General features: G+C 34.3%; 16 protein-coding genes. 15 read left to right on the plus strand and 1 reads right to left on the minus strand.

Annotation, left to right across the window (positions count from 1 at the left end):
• From ACQKMI_RS24415 to ACQKMI_RS24460, 10 genes are all read left to right on the plus strand, one after another.
• Positions 1 to 1,140: a hypothetical protein gene (locus ACQKMI_RS24415; RefSeq protein ID WP_427493108.1), complete on the plus strand. Its 1,140-nt coding sequence runs from the start codon at positions 1 to 3 to the stop codon at positions 1,138 to 1,140.
• Positions 1,133 to 2,605: a hypothetical protein gene (locus tag ACQKMI_RS24420; protein ID WP_427493110.1), complete on the plus strand. Its 1,473-nt coding sequence runs from the start codon at positions 1,133 to 1,135 to the stop codon at positions 2,603 to 2,605. Before ACQKMI_RS24415 ends, ACQKMI_RS24420 begins: the two co-directional genes overlap by 8 nt.
• Positions 2,606 to 2,610: 5 nt before the next feature.
• Positions 2,611 to 3,570, plus strand: coding sequence for a hypothetical protein (locus tag ACQKMI_RS24425; protein WP_427493112.1), 960 nt, complete (start codon positions 2,611 to 2,613; stop codon positions 3,568 to 3,570).
• A gap of 18 nt (positions 3,571 to 3,588) precedes the next feature.
• The gene (locus ACQKMI_RS24430) at positions 3,589 to 4,455 is read left to right on the plus strand and encodes a hypothetical protein (protein ID WP_427493114.1); all 867 of its coding nucleotides are present in this window, start codon (positions 3,589 to 3,591) and stop codon (positions 4,453 to 4,455) included.
• A gap of 33 nt (positions 4,456 to 4,488) precedes the next feature.
• On the plus strand, positions 4,489 to 4,638 hold the full coding sequence (locus tag ACQKMI_RS24435) for a hypothetical protein (protein WP_323650378.1): 150 nt from the start codon (positions 4,489 to 4,491) through the stop codon (positions 4,636 to 4,638).
• A 35-nt stretch (positions 4,639 to 4,673) separates the two neighbouring features.
• Positions 4,674 to 4,844: a hypothetical protein gene (locus ACQKMI_RS24440; RefSeq protein WP_323650379.1), complete on the plus strand. Its 171-nt coding sequence runs from the start codon at positions 4,674 to 4,676 to the stop codon at positions 4,842 to 4,844.
• Between the two features lie 90 nt (positions 4,845 to 4,934).
• Positions 4,935 to 5,351 (plus strand): hypothetical protein, encoded by a 417-nt coding sequence (locus ACQKMI_RS24445; RefSeq protein WP_427493116.1) that lies wholly within the window; start codon positions 4,935 to 4,937, stop codon positions 5,349 to 5,351.
• A complete protein-coding gene (locus ACQKMI_RS24450) occupies positions 5,352 to 5,885 on the plus strand; it encodes a hypothetical protein (protein WP_427493118.1) in 534 nt (177 codons plus the stop codon).
• Positions 5,886 to 5,940: 55 nt separating this feature from the next.
• Entirely contained in the window at positions 5,941 to 7,173 is a 1,233-nt protein-coding gene (locus tag ACQKMI_RS24455; protein WP_427493120.1) for an S-layer homology domain-containing protein, read from the plus strand.
• Between the two features lie 21 nt (positions 7,174 to 7,194).
• On the plus strand, positions 7,195 to 13,296 hold the full coding sequence (locus ACQKMI_RS24460; RefSeq protein WP_427493122.1) for a PKD domain-containing protein: 6,102 nt from the start codon (positions 7,195 to 7,197) through the stop codon (positions 13,294 to 13,296).
• A 608-nt stretch (positions 13,297 to 13,904) separates the two neighbouring features.
• Here the strand turns inward: ACQKMI_RS24460 and ACQKMI_RS24465 are convergent.
• The gene (locus ACQKMI_RS24465) at positions 13,905 to 14,504 is read right to left on the minus strand and encodes a hypothetical protein (RefSeq protein ID WP_427493124.1); all 600 of its coding nucleotides are present in this window, start codon (positions 14,502 to 14,504) and stop codon (positions 13,905 to 13,907) included.
• A 931-nt stretch (positions 14,505 to 15,435) separates the two neighbouring features.
• Between ACQKMI_RS24465 and ACQKMI_RS24470 the strand changes: the two genes are divergently transcribed.
• The 5 genes from ACQKMI_RS24470 to ACQKMI_RS24490 all read left to right on the plus strand — a co-directional run bounded on the left by ACQKMI_RS24470 (position 15,436) and on the right by ACQKMI_RS24490 (position 18,553).
• Positions 15,436 to 15,804, plus strand: a complete 369-nt coding sequence (locus ACQKMI_RS24470) for a hypothetical protein (RefSeq protein WP_427493126.1) — start codon at positions 15,436 to 15,438, stop codon at positions 15,802 to 15,804.
• Positions 15,740 to 16,231, plus strand: coding sequence for a hypothetical protein (locus tag ACQKMI_RS24475; protein ID WP_427493128.1), 492 nt, complete (start codon positions 15,740 to 15,742; stop codon positions 16,229 to 16,231). Before ACQKMI_RS24470 ends, ACQKMI_RS24475 begins: the two co-directional genes overlap by 65 nt.
• 386 nt (positions 16,232 to 16,617) lie before the next feature.
• Entirely contained in the window at positions 16,618 to 16,995 is a 378-nt protein-coding gene (locus tag ACQKMI_RS24480; protein ID WP_427493130.1) for a CopG family transcriptional regulator, read from the plus strand.
• Positions 16,996 to 17,053: 58 nt separating this feature from the next.
• Positions 17,054 to 17,938: a M23 family metallopeptidase gene (locus tag ACQKMI_RS24485; RefSeq protein ID WP_427493132.1), complete on the plus strand. Its 885-nt coding sequence runs from the start codon at positions 17,054 to 17,056 to the stop codon at positions 17,936 to 17,938.
• Between the two features lie 174 nt (positions 17,939 to 18,112).
• Entirely contained in the window at positions 18,113 to 18,553 is a 441-nt protein-coding gene (locus ACQKMI_RS24490) for a hypothetical protein (protein WP_427493134.1), read from the plus strand.
• Positions 18,554 to 18,683 lie beyond the last annotated feature (130 nt).

An 18,683-nucleotide genomic window follows, 5' to 3' on the forward strand; every position in this document is an offset into this window, starting at 1 on the left:
ATGGAGATAGCACTTATCCATAGCTCTCAGCAATCTTTAAAAGAGCAATTTGTTAACACTGGTTTATTTTCAATCAAGGAATATCCAAATCTAAAATTGCTTTCAGATATTAAAGAGTCATGTTTGATTTTAGATGAAGATGTTGTTTCTAAATTTGAATTAGGCGAAAAAGGAAACGATTTAAAGGGTTACCAATATGTATTTTATTTAATAGCTTCTCCTAATGAGGATATTGAATACTTTTGCGAAGCCAATCACATTATGCCTATTGTAAAGACAAATGTGGAAGCAATTTATCAAAAAATCAAAGTAACATTATTCCCAAGACACGAGAAAACGAATCGCCTATTTGTTTTTGCTGGCGCAGACCGCAAAGCAGGGACAAGTACAGTCGTTCATGCAGTCGCACATGCTTTAAAAAGTTACAGCACACGGAAAACACTTGTTGTAAGTTTAACTAGCCATCCAAACGATACATTGGTGCATTTAAGTCAATCATCTATAGACCAATTGCACACACGTATTGCTACAAAAGTTATTACCTTTAGCGAAGTACTGCAAATAGCTGAAACCTTAGAAGGTGGTTATCAGTTTATTGCCGGAAGTCGAAACATTCTTCAATCAAAAAGCTACGGTTTGAACGAACTGGCCCATTTCATCAATGTGTTGCGTGAGCAAGACGAGTATAACGTACTAATTGATATTGATTGTGATGTATATAACCCAATGACACTAGCAGCTTTACAACAGGTGCATACGAAATTCTTAGTTCTTCGTCCCTTAGAAAGCTACTATAACCGATTCGAACAATGTGTACAGCAAGTATTTGAACGTTTAAATATCACACGTGCATCCTTTAAATATGTGATAAATCAATTTGATGAAACACTACACCCAGTTCATTACATGAAGTCTCATGATCTTATGACTGTAGCGAAAATTGGACCGAGTCCAATGGGAGACGCAGCAGAAAATCAACGAGTTTCCTTACATCTATTAGATAAGAGAGTTGGTAAGGAGGCCGAAGTGTTAGCGAACTTAATTGCTGTTCAATCAGGTTCACGTGTAGAAGTAGTTGCGCCAAAGAGAACACTATTAGGTAAATGGTTTAGCCGTAAGGAGGAGACTGAGTATGTCTAATGGTACACAAGGAATTGAATTATTAACCAACCCTTCTTTCGACTTGCAAGAGTTATTAAATGAGAATTCTGAAAGTAAACAAATTCATTCTGTACAGTCAGAAAAAAATGGGGATAATTACAATGATTTTTTCCGTGTATGTAGTCAAGCAAAAGCTTACTTAGAGGATCTCACTTCTCGTCAAAAAGACGAATGGACCACTCGCCAAAAAAACGCCATGTTATTAATAGATGACGACGTGAACTATTATATGGAAGAAATTAAGCAATACCTAAAAAAATCCAATGCGGGACATTTAAAGTTTCCTCCATGGTATGACAATTTAGTTGAAGGGATATTTCACGAAAATTGGGGTCTTGGGGGAATCTATGAATGGGTTAAACGTGGTGATTCTGGTCAGTGTAAAATCGTACAGCCAAATATTTTCTTCTTCGAAGATGGGCAGATGGTGTTAAAACCGCAACGTTTGACAGCAGAACGCTTTGAAAAGATAAAAAACACTTTGCTGTTAAATGATACAAGTCAACGAAAAACGTCTAATTGGCAAGAGATTTATTTGACTAAGGACATCCGTATTGAAATCTTTAACAATCATAAAAAGTCAGCTGGGCAAGGTTATATCATTTTTCGTAGAAATGTAGTTGATAAGACGACATTGGATGAATTAGCTGTACTCAATACATTTGATAATGAATTAATTCCGGCACTAACTGCAATGGTGGACTGCGGTTTTAACATGTGTACCATTGGCCCAGTTAAGTCAGGTAAAACAACCTTTCTAAAAGCTTATCAAAGGTATGAAAATAAGCTTTTAGAAGGGGTATCAATTGAAACTGACCCAGAGATTGATTTCCAGGAATTGATGGGATATGAAGCACCTTTCATGGAACTGATTGCCGATAACGAAGAATTAGAACAGATTTCAAAGGCTTTACGTCGATCGGATGCCGATTATTACATTTTCCCTGAAGCCCGTGATGGTCGTGCATTGATGCTCTTATTGAAAATTACAAAGATGGGGACAAGGCGTGTAAAGGGAGCATTCCATACTGCTACACCTGAAGATTTTCCCTATGATGTAGCACGTGAAATCGTTGATGTTTTCGGTGGAGACCTATGGGGATACATGATCCAAACAGCCATAAACTTTGACTTTTTATTTGAGTTTCGTAGTAGTCCTGATAATCCAAAACAAAAACGATTAATGGGAATTTACGAGATTCAGTTTGACCGTGAAACCTTTGAGATTCGTAGTAACGCCATTTGTCGTTATGAGCAGCACAATAAGCGCTGGGTATATAACTCTACATTATCAAAAGAAACAATTGAACGTGCGAAAGAGGTTAGTATTACTGGTTATCAAGATTTGTATACTACCTTGCAGAAACTAGAAGTGCGGTCACCGAATACGAATCCATATAAAATTTCACCGTTTAGTAGGTTAATCCCTATTCAAGGGAGGTAAGCAACTTGTTTCAAATTGAATTTAAGGAAGGTTTTATAAAACTAATTACAGCTATTTTATTGTTATCTGGTTACTTCTTGATCTTCTTACCAGTGTACCTGCCATATTTAAAACGCTGGCAATTAAATCACATGCGCAAACAACGTGGAAGTCAGTCGACTCAAAGTAAAATCTTTAAAACAGTGACCAATATGTTGGAGACAGCTTATGGAAAAGCGACACCTAATATGGTCTACAGCTTTTTACTCATTATGGTTACGCTCTATGTAGTTGTTGCAGTCACGTTGATGATTAATAGTTTTAGCATTCTGTCAGCACTAACTTCTGCAGCTATACTACCCGCTATGGTATACGGATACTTATCGATTCGAATCTATAAGAATCGTGTGAAAATCTCGTTTGAGGGTACTGTGGCAATCAATGAATTAACAAACAACTATCGAATACAACATCGAAATTTAATTGAAGCACTTGAATACACATCAAATGAATTAACAGAGAAAGCACCATTAATGAGAGCTTTATTTTTAAATATGACCTACCGGTTACGAGATGCACAATCCGAAGTTGAGATTAGAGAGTCCATTGCTATGATGGGGTACACCGTACAAACAAGTTGGGCGCATCAATTAGTCAATCTTTTCAATATTGCTGTTATAAAAGGTGAAGACATTACTGATGGTTTAATCGAAGTAGCAAATGATTTATCAAGACTTGAAGAATTAAACGAATTTAAAAAACGTGAAAATAACCAAAGTCGCATGATGCTTTATGTCCTTTCACCGCTTCTGTTAGTTGGGAGTGCAGTTGCTTTATTTACACTCTTTGACTTTACATTTGAAAAGTATATAAGCTACCAATTTCAATCCCCTATTGGATTTAAAATGTTCTTCTTTATGATTGTTTCCTTTACTGGAGCGATTTTGATGTATAAGTTGTTTACACAATCCAAAAATGACTTTTAGAGAGAGGGGAACGTAGTTATGGGGCTCATAGGATTTAGTGTATTTATTATCGGGATTCTATTATTTATTTTTAGTTCAAGTGGAAACCGCCTTTACGTGAGGCAAAAATGGTACAGCTTTTCTAGATTCAGAGTTAATTGGCAATCGAAGTTAGCGCGACAAAATACAGAGCAACGTTTAAGAGAACTTGGCTTCCCGATTTCTATGTATTATTTTCAAGTTATTCGATATGCATTTCTACTTGTTGTAGGTGTCTTATGGATCGGGATTTCAAGTACACTTCGATTTCACGAGGTGCAGTGGATTCCATTAATAAGCGTCGTATTAGTATTCTTTATGTCCTTGCCACGTGAAAAAATACTAGGAATTAAAACACCCTTTGCTTACTTTATGAGTTTTTTAGAGAAGGTGCAGCGTGAACGTTATGGTAATGAGTTGTATCTATTAATGAATCAAATGAAAAATAGCTTCCAAGTGTACGGAGAGTCTGCTCCGAGTGCTATTGCCATAATTGAAGAATTATTAAGTTATACAGAAACTCTAAAGCCTGTTATGCGCCGATTTATATCGTATTGGTATAGCAATGATAAAGAAGCGGCAGTTGCTTATTTCTCAAGTAAAATCGGTACATCTGAGTCTAAGAAGTTAGCTCAATTATTAGTGAAATTAGATGATTTAAAGCCAAATGAATTGATTAATCAATTAGAAGGACACATAAATGTATACCGTGAAATTAGGGATACGAATCGTCAAAGACGTGATGAAAACATATCGAGTGTTGTATTTCTAGGAGCTGTGCTCAGTGTGTTCGTGATACTTATTAATTTCATAACTGTATCAATAATTGTTGATTTCTTAAATCAGAGTAGTAGCCTCCTTATGTAGCTACTTCGATCTCATTGAAAGGGGTGATAAAAATTGAAAGATACTTTAGTGCAGATTGGTTTAGTTGTACTGGGCGCCTTGATAGTAGTTAATCTCATTTTTGGAATGATGAAAGAGGACGTTGAAGGCGCAGCAAAAGCCGGACATCAAAGAATGGAATCCATAACTGCACCTATTAAATAAATGACGAAAATTATAAAACAAAGGAGAATATAAAAATGAAAGATACAATAGTACAAATTGGTTTAGTGGTTCTAGGTGTTTTAATTGTAGGAACAGTAGTTTTCGGTCTTTTCAAAGGGACTACAACGGATTATGCAACAGAAGGAAACAATAAAGTGCAAGGTACTCAAACTATCATTAAAGCAGCTGAAATTAAATACAAGTAATTAAAATGCCGAGGTACATGTGTGAATAGTGCATGTACCTTTCTAGATATGAAGGGAGGTAGACAGACACTTTTGTGTTTGTAAGGTGCCATGAAAAGTTTCATTGTTGCAAGTAGCACATTTTTATTTCTCATATGGGCGTTTTTACAAGGTATTCAATATGATACTATCGATTACAAACAGTCTGAATCTACCAATATCGTCCAAATGCATGCTCAACAAGCACGCCAGGAAGGGTTATTTACGGAGTCTATGAAAAAGGAAATGATTGAGAAGATAAAAGAACGTACTCAATTAGAAGACTCAAGTATCGAAGTAGTAGAACTAACATCAACTCAAAAATGTCGTAAAGATACATTTAGTGAGAATGATCAGATTACCTATAATGTCCGAATCTTAATTGATAACGTAACAATAGGATTATCATTGCTGGGGATCCTGCCTGAAGATAATCAGTATTGGCACACTATCAAAGGAAGTGTTTCGTCAGAAAAGGTGTGTGAGTAAATGAAAGAATTCATGGTGTCTATGGCACTTCTTTTCACCTTTATTTATTCTATGTTTTTAGATATGGATATAGATTCACATGAATTACATCGGAAACATCTGAAGGGGGTTGCGGAAGAAGTAGCCGCTTCAGCTGCACAATATTTTTCATTGTCTTCTTATGGCGATGGTTTTTATAACTTCAATCAAAATGAAGGTGAAAAAGCGGCCAACTACACGTTGCAATCGTCAATGAGATTAACTAAAGAAAACGTCCCTCTCCAAGGGGCATATTGGCAAGATAAAACAAAAGTTGCATTAACGTATATTGATTATGATACATATTCTTTGTACTTAGCAGCCGATGCAACAAGCACTGAGCCATTTCCAAACCGTTATACCTTTTCTCATTTTGGGGAAACACACACAGTAATGTTATATGGGCCGTCTGTAATTTCCTCTATTAATGCAGGTGTCCCAAATTATGCTTTGAAGCTATTAAAAAATGAAGCTAGTGATGTTGTAGAACATGGTATTCATACGTTTAAAGAATAGTTGCTTACGCAATATTTTAATGTTATAATAACGTTAAAATTAGGAGGTATTATACATGAAATTAAAAAAACTATTCTTAACAGCGGCAGTTTTAACAACAACATCATTTGGTATTTCAAATCTCGAAGCAAATGCACAAACATTTAGCGATCTGAAAAGTAATCATTGGGCGTATAACTCAGTGGAACAAGTATCAAAAAAGGGATTAGTAACTGGTTATCAAGATGGTTCATTTAAACCTTCTAATCATGTTACAAGAGCAGAATTTGCGACATTCCTATCTCGTTTGTTCGATAGCAAAGTACGCAAGCCAGAGGCATTTACAGACGTTTCAGAAACCCACTGGGCTAAGGATGCGATTGAGGAAGGTTTGGCTTTAGGATTCATTTTAGAGAGCGACTACAAAAACAACAAATTTGAACCAAACAAAGTCATGACGCGACAAGAGATTGCAAAATGGTTAACAAATGGTTTAATAGCTTCCAATGCTGAATATGGAGAAATTGCTACAACAATTCAGAATGGAAAATATACATTATTACCAATCGCTGAAATGTATAAAGGCGGTCTAAATAAATCGGAGTACGGCAATGTTGGTTTAATGCTAGGTACAGGGATCATGAGCGGTTTTGAAGATGGCTCATTTAAGACAACTGGGAATACAACGCGTGCCGAGATTGCTACAATTCTTATACGATTTGATGAAGCTATGAAAAAGAAACCGACTGACTTTAAAGGATTAAATGAGCTTATAGAAGTAGCGACAACTGGAACGAATATGTTATCGGCTACGAAATACACATATTGGGGTATCGAAGCTAATAATTTCTCAAATGTGGTCGGAAAACAGCACACATTTTCTAGAAATAATTCAGGTGTTGGTACATTAGAACGCATGATTTTTGTTGAAGGAACAACACTTCAATCAGCTTTAGACAATAGTGTTTATGCAAAAATGTTTGTTGGAAAGAATACACGACTAGCTCCTGATAGTGATACAATTTCAATATTTGTTGAAACAGGATTTACACCTAATCATGAAAAGACAACGATTGATGCTTATACAAACGGACAAACAAGCTCATTTATTAGAAATACAGGAATTCAAGATAAATCAGTAGCGAAAAACTTTGGTTTGACTACTTTAGATGCAGAAAATTGGGGTGCGTTTTTCAAGAAAGGACAAAAGGTAAAGTTTTGGACGGAATCTTGGTTTGATTATTCAAAAGGCACTTCTGATGGATTTACAACTGATGATAATTCAGAATTCACCTTGCAATTGAAATAATAGGAGGGGAAAGATAAATAAATGAAGGAACTCTCGAAAAAGGTCGCTATTATTACAATAGCGATTTTCCTTTTATTAATGGATATACCATATAACGCCTTTTGGAATGGTGGTGTAGAAAATGATGTACAAGCAGCTGCACCAAGTAAACCGACTGGCTCTAGTGGTTCATATAGAATAGATGCAGTAGCGAATAAAATTGATGCCAACCCATCAGTTTATTGGACACAAATTGATAATCTAAGTTTTACAGCGGTTTCTGATGGTGGCACAACTCCTGCAAAGAACTCTGGGAATAATGAGCCTGTTGCTACAGAAGTTAAAAATACATTGGATTTAACCAATTATGCGATGCCAACGACTTTTAAAGGTTCTGACGGAAAAAATCATGATAGGTCAGAATTAACAAAAGTTTATTTAAAAGATGACAGCGTTAAATTTAAAAATGCGCAATCTTTCAAAGGAATTAGCCTAAAAAAGGCAAGTGATACAAAATTCACATTTGTAACTGAAACAGGTTCACCAAACACACCTACTACTAAGACACAATACGGTAAAAATCCAGATGGCAAGCCAAAATACTCATTACGTTATGATACCCCTATTGATGTCATTTGGTATGGAGAAATTGATAAACAAGCTGAGATGCGTGTTGTTGAGGATTCGACGCTACCAGTGGGGGCGAAAAAGACATTCAAAGCCCAAGTTCGTACAAAAGATGGTAATAGCAGCTGGTCATCGTGGAAGGACGTTTCGGCTTATCAATGGACTTCCGATGCATCGTCCGTAGCCACTGTATCTAGTAGCGGAGAAGTCACTACGAAAGCTACAGGTAATGCGAAAATCACAGCAACTTGGAAAGATGCTAATTTCCATTTACAAGCAAATGCCACTGTGAAGGTAATTGCCGATAATGGATTAGCTGTGACAGGACCAGCTAATGCATGTTTTAAAGATGGTTCAACTACTTTAAAAGCGACACTGTACAAAGATGGGGTAGCATCAGATGTAACAAATACGGCTACTTGGTCAAGTTCAGACACTTCAGTAGCAACCGTTTCAAAAGGAGTAGTAACGTTTAAAAAGGTTGGTTCAACAACAATTAAAGCTACAAGTTCAAATATGTCCGATGTGTTAGTGCTGACTGTTTCGGACTGTTCTGTTACACCGCCTGAAGTAGAAGATCCTAATCCTCCAACCGTAACAATATACGGGCCGAACAAAGTTAAGGCAGGAGAAGAATTTCAGCTGTATGCTAGTGCGAGTGTAGAAGGTGGAACGATAGATAGATATGAATGGGATTTTCATGGTGCTGATGGAGGAGAGCCAAAGGATGCAAATTTAAACGGTCTTTATTATTTGGAAGAAGGAGAAAAATACGTAACTGTAGCTGTAGAAGATAATAATAACCGTTGGGCAACTGATGATCATGTAATTGAAGTTATACCCCCGACACCAAGAGCAGATATGAAAGTCGGTGGGACTTTAAAGCAAAACAGAAAAGTGAAGATTGATTCTAATAGCAGTAGCCCGAAATATTTTCCAATTACAGAATCTTATTTTACGATAGAACCTTTAGAAGGACAAAGTATTGACTCGATTTACACACTTTCAACTAAAATATCGAAAACTGATAAGGCATTAAAAGTTTCTAATGAAGATCATTTAGAGTTATTGTTTAAAGAAACAGGAGAATACAAAGTTTACCATTATGTGAGGAATAAAGCTGGACTATCTGATGATACAGATGAAATTATCACTATAGAAGCTGATCAGATACCAAAAGCTGATTTTTCTGCGGTGACAACTCTTTATCGTGACGATGTTAAGGAGCAACCCGAACACTCAAGTGCAGTCATTAAAATAACAGATAAATCAAGTTCTCCTGATGATAAAATTGGAAAACGTATTTGGACATATAAATACGATACTAACAATAATGGGAATTTTAACGATGAAGAATCAATATTAATTGATGATACAAATAAAGAGCAAGTTGAAATTCCGAACGTTGAAAAAGTAGGGAAATATCAAATTGAGTTAGAATTATTTGAAGATTTCGCGCAGCCTACAATAGAGGAATTTGTAGACTTATCATACGATAAAACCAAAACGGATCGTCGTAATCATAATACAGGAAGTAAAGGCATTGTTGAAAAAACAATAGAAGTGAAAAACCTTGCTCCAGTTGTTAGTTTTGATTTAGAAAAAAAGAAAACAATTGATATACAAGTAGCACTTGGCGATACAGCATATACAAAAGCACAAGTGGAATCAAAGTTAAATGAAATATTAAAACCAGTACTTGTAGGAGAACAAATTGAATATAATTTAACCTTTGTTAATGCAATGCTAAAAGATCAACCTTATGTATGGGAAGCTGTAAATTTATATCGCTCCGAATCTACAAATGCTCAATTTAATCTTGATAAAGATTGGGGAAATAATGGATATATTTATAAGTATATCGGTACGTTCAAATTTGATGACACACAAATTCGATTTAAAGCAAAAAGAAGGGACGGAACTTGGCATGATTTCGGTGTGTTAAATTACTTCCCTGAACTCTCTGATGATATTTATACAGGTCATGTGGAAACATTTGATAGTCGTGGAGTAGAACATATCGGGAATTTTGTGCAAGTTGGATTAGCCAGAAAACCTAGAGTTAATGGAATTACAAGTAATCCTAATAATGTTTGGGAATTAGTAGATTCTTTTGCTTCGCCTAATGGAATAGGTGGTTCATATGAAAAACCAGGATATGATTGGGGAAATAAAGGGTATACCTATAGATATCTACTAGATAACCAAGAGTTTCCCGATACCTATAAAAACGGTTTTAGTGCAAAGAAAAGGGATGGGACATGGCATGATTTTGGTTTTATAAAAAAGGTACCTGATCTTCCCGATAGTGTTTATACAGGTGAAATAATAAATTATGCAACAAATGGTATAGAAGTAGGTATACCTTGGAATGGTCTTGTTAGAAAACCGACGAATCCAGAGAATCTTGGAATAGGATTTTCTAACACAGATGAACCTTTATACTCGATTTTAGTACAGGATGTTAATTTAACTACTCAAGTTCAAAATTTAGTTGAAACAAATTTAAAAAGTGTAAATGGGCATTTGATTGCACTGGGGAATAATAACAATCAGACGCAATTTAATAAATTAATTTCATCTCTAGGAAAAGGTAAGTTTATTAATAATAGTAACCTAGATACTGCAATTCAAAATGCTAGTGAATATATTGTTTCACAAGTAAATGAGAAATCAATCAAACCCGACTATTCAAAAATCGACCTTACTTTTGGCATTGGAGATACTGTCCATTCAAACCAAACAGCTTTAGAAAGTAAAATAAACAGTCTTATGAAACCAAGATTAAATGCAGAAGGTATTAGTATTTCTTCTTTGAAATTTTCATCGCTGAGACCAACGGAGTACAAAGCTTCGGAAAATGTATGGGAGTTTTATTATGGCCTTTACGGGTCTTTGAATTATCCACGTGATGTTCATGTAAATATTGCAAAAAATATTCAAGACCACTACAAACTTCCAACATCAAATCATATTTATAAGTTTTTATATGGTACTATTAGTGATAAACGACCGTTTGAAATTTATGGGAAAAAGAGAGGTTCTAATGAATTTGAATATATAAAAGGTGATCAATTAGCTACTCCATCAGTTGTATCTCAAAGTCCTTTAACAACTTATCGTGAATTTACAGTTGACAGTAGTATTTATAGTGAGATTTATAGAGACAACGGTAGTAATAGTGACAATGGTTATGTTAGCCTCGTAACAAGAAAGGCAATAGCCGGAACAGGAGATTCTAAGCCAGTATGGGAGGCTGTCAATCATGATAATTACCCAGAACTGGCTTATACTCATAGCGAGCTTGGATATACTTTTCCCACAGCAAATGATATTTATAGGATTCCTGTATCAGGATATGGGTTTCAAGATTATGATAATTTAATGGGTGAGAGAAGGGATAATGGAGAATCAGAAATTGTACAAAGTGTCTATTCCAAAGATAATAATGCTATCGACGTTGAAATTGATAGTAGTATTTATAAAAGAGTATGGCTGGATCGAAATCAACATTCGAGTTTTAGAAGGATCGATAGAAAAGTTGAGAGTATATCAATTAACACAAATCTTGGGTTAAGCTCGTCAAATAGATTGCAATTTGCATCTGTTATTGAGGATAAAGAGATAAGTTCTCAAAATAGATTCGACTTTCTAAAACAGGCTTTATCCAATGATGCATATTTATCAGGATTAGGGAAAACCGCAACTAATAAATCTCATTTTGAGGAAATCATTCAAAAGAATATGAATAGAGGGACGTTTATAGATAATACAAACCTTGATTCAGCATTAACTCAATATGCAGATTATATCATTGCAGAAATAAAACGAAAATCCAGTATGAATGAATTGTATATGACCTTAGAAGAAGAAGCCACTTATAAAACAACCTATATGGATGCTGAAAATGATCCAAAACTACTTGAACGATGGAGATATGACCATGAACCAAATGTTTTTGAAAACAATATGGGAGTAGCTTCATTTAACGGTAAAGACCTAGAAACACCTATCACGAAATTCCAAAACGTAGGTAGGTATCAACCATTTTATGCAGCTAAAGATGATCCATTAAATACTTTGTTTTCAACTGATTCAGTTTCTTTATTTGAGAATTATCGTTTGTGGTCAAAAGATGCGAATAATTGGTATATCTATGTTCATAGAAAACCTATAGCTAACTTTGATTTTATGTTTTATTCTACTACTGGATATTACACAATAACTAACAAAGCTTATGATTTAGACAAACAATCGATCGATATTGGCTTTGGTGGTGGAATTAAGAAAATGTCCTATACGTGGAGAGAAAAAGGCCAATTAGAATGGAATAACGACTTACCACCTAATCCACTTCAAAGAAAGGTCTATGAAGTAAAACAGACCGTTGAGGACTTCCAAGGAGCAACTGCATTCGTCATTAAATTAATGGATGCTACAGGCATTAATAAGCCGCCAATCGCTGATTTTGATCCGATTCCTAACGAAATAATGGTAGGGGAATCTACAAAGATGCTTAATAAGTCATATGATCCTAACGGAGATGATATGACAGGAACATGGTGTTATTACAAACTAGATGAAAATATGCAAAATACAGGGGACTGCGTAGAGTTTGCCCCAAATGCTCAATATACGAATGGAATAGCTAATAATAATTGGAACCCTGAGATTTCTTTTAAAGAAGCAGGAAAATATCGCATAAAGCTAACAGTATCTGATGGTGTAGGTAAAGATTCGGCTGAAAGAATTGTTACTGTTATAAATAATAATGAACCGCCTGTTGCTTGCCTTAAATTAGCACCGGCGCATTTTATTGGTGATACAATTTTAGCGGAAAATTGCTCCACTGATAAAGATAAGGACGATGTGTTAGTGTATAGCTACATTGTCGAAACTCCTTCAGGTGACATTACTGTATATGAAGAAGGAAATCCCGCTATTGATAAGGATGGAAATATTCATATTGATGCGAAAACGTACCCTCAAGATTTGGGAACGTGGACATTTGCATTAACAGTTTCAGATGGAAAAGATACAGCAACCGCAATCGCGCAAACCGTTGTTATTGACCAGACAATTCAAGGTCAGGTTCAGCACACGGATAAATGGCTAGAAAATATACAACTTTTCAATGCCAAATATCCATCTAAAGCAATAAACTTAGATCCTTCAAATGGATTGGTTGAATTTATACCAGGTGAAAAATTCATGCTTAATTCTATTGATGAAACTCTAAAAAATCGTGTTTCAAAAATTGAAGTTATGATAGCGGACTCTACAGAAAAAGGAAACATTTACATTAAGCGTTATGGTAAAACTGAACTAAATAAAGATAACGCTGATGGAAATTGGAAAGGGCAACTATGGAATGAAAAAATGCTATCAGATTTAACGGATGGCGAGGAATTGACATTTAAATTTGTAGGAACATTTAAAAATGGTTGGGTAGATACTGTAGAAGTTCGTGTGAAAATACGTAATGAGCAATATTGGAAACAGCATACAAGATATTAAAGAAGAAACTCTCACTTATTTAGTGGGAGTTTCTCTTTCAATATATTAAGAATGACAAGTCTGTTAAATACATTAGATATTAATAGCTATAAGGCCGAAACAAACCGCTTCAGCGATTAACAGTACCTTTATTTCGAAATTGAGAAAATCATTATATGATGGTATAATACAGTTATAAGTTGTATATAAAATAATTAAGACCATTTAGTGCTGTCACACCAAATGGTCTTGTAACAAGACGAATCGCTTCAAAGGCGATTGCAAAGTGATAAAGTAAACCATCTCACATGCTTGCGAGGCAGCAGAGGCGGTTTACTTTTTTTGTGTAAAAGTAAATGACAATGCAAGTACAGATACAATAAGCGTGGACAAGCTTATTGCGATCATCATACCTTCATAAACAGTCATGGCATCAACTCCTTCCTCTTCAATCGCTTGAAGAAAATAGGTGAAAACTTGATTGCCAACCGCCCATGAAACCTCTATCTAGTTACTCCATTATTATACCATTTTTGTTAAGTGAAATAAAGACAAACCCATATATATCAAGGTTTTATGATACTTTTTGTTGTCTGAAATATAGATTATGAAAGAGGATTTACATTACTTTAAGAATCCACTCTCTCAGCTTTGTCATCCGTCAATTTGCAACTGCAAGTTCCTTTAACTTCGTTATCCTTAAATTCTTGAATCCATTGTTTTTTTACTTCTTCGAGGATTCCTTGAATCTCCCTATCAAAGTCTTCAACATTTCTTTTTCCACGTGATCTATTGACCCACCAGCAAGTAAGACGAACATTATTCTTTATGTAACCCTGATTATTATCGATTCGGTCAGCCGAAAGGACAAAAGGATCATTTTGTTGAAGAGTTAATATCAATCCTGTCGCAGCACATTTACCATCTTGAATTCGGTATAGTTCTTTTATCTCCTTTTCCCAATCGATGCTTCTATCGACGACTTTATTTTTCCTTTCCATAATCTTGTCAGCCACTCTTTTGAAGGGTTTAGAGTCTTTTAGTTGTTGATTGTATTTAGTAGCACACTGTTTACAACAATTTTTTAAGGTTTTTTGTGTTTGGCTGTATCTAAATTCAGTAAGTGGTTTCCACGGGTCCTCCTTCTCCTTGCAAAGAATGCCTGTACAATCTTTACCTTCTATTCCTTCTCTAATTGTGAATGGTGTTCGTTTTCTCCCTTTCCCCATCAAATCATTCCTCCATAACATAATTTACATTAAACACGATATAAGTTTATATTATGAGAACTAGAGAAAAATAACTTAACTGAAAGAGCTATATGTAAATATAAGGAAAGATAGTAATAACGATTGTTATGCTATAATGGGAAAAAGTCAATTAGAATTAATTCAAAAAATATATAAAACGTTGAATTCTTGATTTAATTATTAAATGAAATACATAAAGAAATTGGAAAAACACTGTGCAATTTGTCTGATATCAAGAAATAGACCATTTTTACATGATTTCAAGAAATAATTCCCACTTTTTTTGTGGGAATTTTTCTTTTTCTATTTAAAAATTGTTCAGTATTACTTATGATAAAATTGATACTAAATGCCATCGATTAATCCATATGAAGTTGGGGAGAACTATGAACACACCAAAAGTACGATACGAATATTACAGGTCCATAGGACGTAGTATGGATGGAACTACCATGCAAGATATATTCACGGGGTATGTGAGCTTAACTAAATATGTTCAGCCCTCACCGCCCGCTCCATCGCATTTTGTAAGAGAAGAACAAATTACGTTATCTTGTACTATGCCTTTATTAGAAACACACCCTTTGTTACGACAGATTCCAGTAGGTGATGTTAATCATGATATTACTTGTGAAACTTATAAGATCTTAAAAAAGCTCGCAGCTGAAGAATCCATAACTGTATGGATTTATTTAGCTAAATTAGAATCCCATGATAGTTGAATGAACTAACCAATTACCTGTGCTATAATTAATTTTATTCTTTGAGTAACAAAGTGTCCTTCTAATGAGAATCGACGGAGATGTATTGTGGAAGCCTTTGGGCATTCAGTAAAGACTTAGTTCTTTATTGAAATGTTCAAAGGCTTTTTTTGTTATTCAGAGAAATAACTTTGAAATGAGGAATGCATATGACATCGGAGGATCTTGTAAGAAAGGAATTAATCACTTTTCTACATGAAGGGGAGTATGACATGTATAAAGCGCTTGAGAAGCGTCAGAAAGCGGCTAGAGAATGGCTTAAAAGCGAACTATATCAATTTGATGGGAATCACTTTGTATTTAAGGAACAAGGGTATGTATGTAAGTTCGTAAAAAAAGATATTAAGGAAATAGACCATAAAGCCTTAGCGGAGTGTATATCTTACTATCTCAAAACAAAGTATCTTATCGAACAAGAGCTTTTTGTATTTAAATGCCCGGAGGAGTTTGAAGATGGCTACCGATATTCAGGAATTTCAGCTTCCTGCAGAGTATTATGCCCGCTTCACGTTAAATAAAAAAGGTAAGTTATTGTTACTTCAAGAAAAAGAATATTTTTCGTATGTACCTGATTTTTGGAGTGCCCGTATGGAAGTGGCCCTGTATGTAGAAAGGAATCAGCGCTATAAAGAACTACAGACTAACTATAATCGCATAATGGAACTAGCAAAAGAATTAAATAGAGGTTTTAAGATTGAAGAAGGAAGTATCTCAATTATTCAGAAGAAGGCTAAATATGACGAAGAGGGGTTATTATCTTACCTTGGAGAAAGAGAGTTTCTAAATAATGTAACGGTAAATATGGAGAAGCTAAATGATTTGGTCAAGCTAGGTATCTTACCAAAAGGTATAGAGAAACCTTTTATACAGGTAAAGGATATTAAGGTTGACTTACATGTGCAGTCACTAGATTCAGAGGCAAAGATGTATCAAGCCTTGATGTAGCTTTATAAAAAAGTTTGATCATTTATAGTAAAGATTGATAATTTGTAATAAAGTTTGATTAAAAACATCTCACCTCTATAGATTTTAAACTGAGGTTTTCTTATTGGAAATTTATGATAATATCGCTTTGGAGATTGTGAAGAAATGTACTTAAACTAACGGGGCAGGTTACTTGAAGAATGAGCTTAAAACAAGAATATGGAAATACCCGTAGGGGACTAAATTTTTTTAGCAGGTAAAATAATAATTGCTCACCTTAGTTTAATTTTAATAGGATTATTTTCTACAGACTATACCATCTGTCTGGATGGTAAATGGATGTTTATTACCTGGGAATCATATGGTAAAATATGAAGTGATATAGATGATGAATGGGTGGTGTATAAATGGCAGAGACGGAGAAAATTACAATTAATATGAATGTTGTTGATTTAGGAAAAGCGGATTTATTAATTGAACAAGGTTTTTATTCAAATCGCACTGATTTTATTAAAACAGCAATTCGTAATCAATTAACTTCTCACTCAAGAGTTATTGAAAATGTGATTACAGATAAATCTTACGTATTAGGAATAACTTATTATGACCGTAAAACACTTGAACAAGTATTTAAGGAAAATAAAATATTAGATATTAAAGTAGTGGGAATGCTTGTTTTAAAGGATGATATAGACGTAGAATTAGCGAATAAAACAATAAAATCAATTAGGGTTTTAGGAGTTTTTAGAGCAAGTCCCCAACTAAAGAAAGTATTAAAACAGTAAGTTAGGGTAATGTAGGTTGGGTTTTATACGACATTATATAGAACTTGAGGTGTTTAGTTTGGAGAAAAGTCGAAAACAAACAACTAAGATTTCACCAGAGGAATTCGGGGAAGCATTCCTTAATGGAAAGTTTTCAAATGTATATCATCAATCAACTGTTGAGTTTAAAAATGTAATAACTTTAGATCAATTTATTGAATATGGGTCAGATTTTAATGCTATGGTTAAAAAGTATAACTTAGAGATGGTTACAAATTTAAAAGAAGATATAAAGCAATATGTCTGGTTAGATAACAATAGGAAAAAGGTAATAAGTGTGTCCTATGACGATAATGATACAATTTACGGTATAAATCTCGCTCCTTTTGTTACCTATCCTGAAAGTGACCGTAGATACACAAAGAATAGATATATTATGCCGGTAAAAGGAGAATGGTTTGTTTTCTGGGGTGGAATTAATCAGTTTATCAATTATCATTATGTAATTGATGAACAAAGATATGCTTATGATCTAATCATTTTGAAAAATGGTAGTTCTTATAGCGATTCCCCACAGAAAAATGAAAACTTTTACGCTTATAACAAAGAAATAGTAGCTCCAGCAGATGGTTTTGTGACAAAAGTGATAGATGGAGTAGAGGATAATTTACCAGGGGAAATGAATCCTGATATTCCTGAAGGGAATTGTATTATAATAGAACATACAAATAACGAATATAGTATGGTTGCCCATTTAAAAAATCATTCTATTCTTGTTAAAGAAGGAGAAAGAGTAAAGAAAGGACAAGTTATTGGTTTTTGTGGAAACTCTGGTAATTCGACTGAAACTCACCTCCATTTTCAGGTGATGGATTCGCCTGAATATTTGAAAGGAAAATCAATTCGTATTCGTTTTGAAGACGGCATAGAACCCCTTCAAGGTGATTTTATTACCCCTTTTTAAACTTCAAAAAATAGTTACCAATCTTTAGTGAATTCTTATTCAACTAAAGGGGTGCTTTTCTTGAAAATCAAAGAGTTGCATATGCAGCTCTTTTTTTCTTTATTAAAACGGAGCAGGTTAGTTCAACAAGAACAAATTCCCTATTTTTGCTAATATAATAAATGAGGTGAAGAAATGAATATTGAGAAAGCAATCATGCAATTAAAATATCAAATTAAACTACTAAAATCTATGGTTAATTACGATGAATTTCCTTTTTTTATGTATGCTTTAGACTTTGAATTCGAGGAAACTCAAGTCAATGCTTTATTGAAGATAATATTAGCTTTTGATTACCGTCTAAACCATAGTAGTGATAATGTCTACCATAATTATCACGAATTAAACAAAGATGATGAAACGTTAAAGACGTTGTTAAAAACCTATCAAATTGATACTTACGAAATATACAAAACTGAATTACCAAGTATCTCCGAGTTCAAACATTATTTGAACTGTATCTTTGCTGATAAAGAAATAAATGCGAAACACATTATTTTGAGTTTAAAGGGACAATCAATACATAAGGAACTATGTGATTATCTATTGAACCAATTAGAAGAACATAAAAGTTAAGTTATTCAACTAACGGGTGCTTTAATTGAAGATTCGCATCCAGAAATAATCAGTCTTTATTATAAAAACCAAACGAGATAAATAAAGAACCAACTGTTTTGATCAAACTTTGTTTCAAAACAGTTGGTTT

The sequence above is a fragment of the Lysinibacillus sp. NPDC097214 genome (assembly GCF_050277945.1).
Lineage (GTDB): Bacteria > Bacillota > Bacilli > Bacillales_A > Planococcaceae > Lysinibacillus > Lysinibacillus xylanilyticus_B.